The sequence below is a fragment of the Hymenobacter sp. AT01-02 genome, assembly GCF_000961955.2.
Classification (GTDB): Bacteria; Bacteroidota; Bacteroidia; order Cytophagales; family Hymenobacteraceae; genus Hymenobacter; species Hymenobacter mucosus.
This window is the reverse complement of sequence record NZ_JZIR02000210.1, coordinates 1-1,897: the sequence shown is the minus strand read 5'-3', so window position 1 is coordinate 1,897 and position 1,897 is coordinate 1. Positions and strand designations below refer to the sequence as shown.

4 protein-coding genes are annotated in these 1,897 nt (G+C 55.1%); all 4 read left to right on the top strand.

The window, feature by feature from the left end; all coding sequences use genetic code 11:
- Positions 1-7: 7 nt before the first annotated feature.
- The 4 genes from VI25_RS29105 to VI25_RS26185 all read left to right on the top strand — a co-directional run bounded on the left by VI25_RS29105 (position 8) and on the right by VI25_RS26185 (position 1,676).
- A complete protein-coding gene (locus VI25_RS29105; protein ID WP_410503459.1) occupies positions 8-163 on the top strand; it encodes a glycan-binding surface protein in 156 nt (51 codons plus the stop codon).
- Positions 139-291: a hypothetical protein gene (locus VI25_RS25455; RefSeq protein ID WP_161807034.1), complete on the top strand. Its 153-nt coding sequence runs from the start codon at positions 139-141 to the stop codon at positions 289-291. Before VI25_RS29105 ends, VI25_RS25455 begins: the two co-directional genes overlap by 25 nt.
- A gap of 156 nt (positions 292-447) precedes the next feature.
- On the top strand, positions 448-1,551 hold the full coding sequence (locus VI25_RS22450) for a glycoside hydrolase family 27 protein (RefSeq protein WP_201783388.1): 1,104 nt from the start codon (positions 448-450) through the stop codon (positions 1,549-1,551).
- Positions 1,548-1,676: a hypothetical protein gene (locus VI25_RS26185; RefSeq protein ID WP_201783387.1), complete on the top strand. Its 129-nt coding sequence runs from the start codon at positions 1,548-1,550 to the stop codon at positions 1,674-1,676. Before VI25_RS22450 ends, VI25_RS26185 begins: the two co-directional genes overlap by 4 nt.
- The last annotated feature ends 221 nt before the right edge of the window (positions 1,677-1,897 follow it).

The following is a 1,897-nucleotide window of genomic DNA, read 5'->3' as shown; positions in this document are numbered from 1 at the left end:
CAACTACATGCTCAAGTTTGAGGTGAATACGCTGAAGCCGTTCAATGCCAACGTCATCAAGTTCCTTATCGATGGCAATGCCGACAAAGTGAACACCTACCAGTGGAAGCCCTCCGTGCCCTTCGATACCCGCGGCAAATGGAGCACCATGCTATCAAGCTAACCGACGTTATCAATACGCCGTTGGCACCTTCCAAAGCTCAGTATGAGGTCAAGTTCTTATTTCATGGCGACGGTGCGCTGAATGCGGATATAGCGTTCGACAACTTTCGGATAGTACCGAAAGACTAAGCGCAAACACCACAAACTCACTTCTTGTCCCGCGGCTGATTGAGGTTGTACCGATAGGTTTTGTACAGACTCACACACTGCTTACCCCAAGATTGCTGCCCTGGGCTTTTGTCGTTGCCATAGCCTTGGGCAGCACAAGTACCTCCCAACCTTTCCATGAAAAAAATAGTACTCTTTCTCCTTGGCCTAGCCTTTTCCTCCTCAGGATTCGGCCAAGGCAACAACTACACCCAGAAGTACACCAAGTACGACGGCCTCGCCCTGACCCCGCCCATGGGCTGGAACAGCTGGAACAAATTTGCCTGCAACGTCGATGAGAAGCTCATCAAAGAAATGGCCGATGCGCTGGTTAGCTCCGGCATGAAAGACGCAGGCTACACCTACATCAACATCGACGACTGCTGGCACGGCGAGCGGGATGCGCAGGGGTTCATCCATCCCAACAAAGATCGTTTTCCCTCCGGCATGAAGGCCCTGGCCGATTATGTGCACAGTAAGGGCCTGAAGCTGGGCATCTACTCCGATGCCGGTTCCCAGACTTGCGGCGGTAGGCCCGGCAGCCGGGGCTACGAGTTTCAGGATGCTCAGCAGTACGCCAGCTGGGGAATCGACTACCTGAAGTACGACTGGTGCAACACAGAGGGGCTGAAGGCCGAGGGCGCCTACAAAACCATGACGGCGGCGCTGCAAAAAGCTGGACGGCCGGTTGTACTCAGCATTTGCGAGTGGGGCAACGATACGCCCTGGATCTGGGGGCAAACGGTAGGGCATCTGTGGCGCACTACCGGCGACATCTACAACTGCTTTGACTGCATTGAGGACCACGGCACGTGGAAGTCGTTTGGGGTGATGGCCATTCTGGACAAGCAGGAAGGACTGCGGCAGTACGCCGGACCCGGCCACTGGAACGACCCAGATATGCTGGAGGTAGGCAACGGCATGCCCGCGAACGAAGACCGGGCGCACTTTACGATGTGGTCGATGCTGGCCGCGCCTCTCATCACGGGCAACGATTTGCGTAAGATGAGCAAGGAAACCGCCGACATCCTCATCAACCGGGAGGTGCTGGCCGTGAACCAGGATAAGCTAGGAGTACAGGGTTTTAAATATGCCAGCAAAGACAGCGTAGAAACCTGGCTGAAGCCTCTAGAGGGCGGCAAGTGGGCGGTTACGTTCCTCAACCGCAGCCGCAAGCCCCAGCCCGTTGCTTCGACTGGAAAACGACGCCCGTCACCGACGACTTATCCAAACAGGAGTTGAACGCCGCCAAAACCACCTACAAAGTGCACAACCTGTGGACGAAAAAGGACGCCGGCACCACCAAAAAAGCCTTTGCCGCTACCGTGCCCGCCCACGATGTGGTGATGCTACTGCTAACCAAATAACCAGCAGGTGAGCTGAGTACGAAAAAGCAGCCATTAGCCTCGCGCGTGGCTGCTTTTTGTGCTTTTAGCTTTCCTCTCGGCAATTTTTGCTAGGGAGATATCCAACCAAAATAAACCGATAGTATCGTGAATTCTTATTTTTCTGATCGTTACCGCATGTGGAAGCCATTGCTGACCGCCAGCGTGCTCCTGCTGGGCGCCAGCGTGCAGAAAGCCGCAGC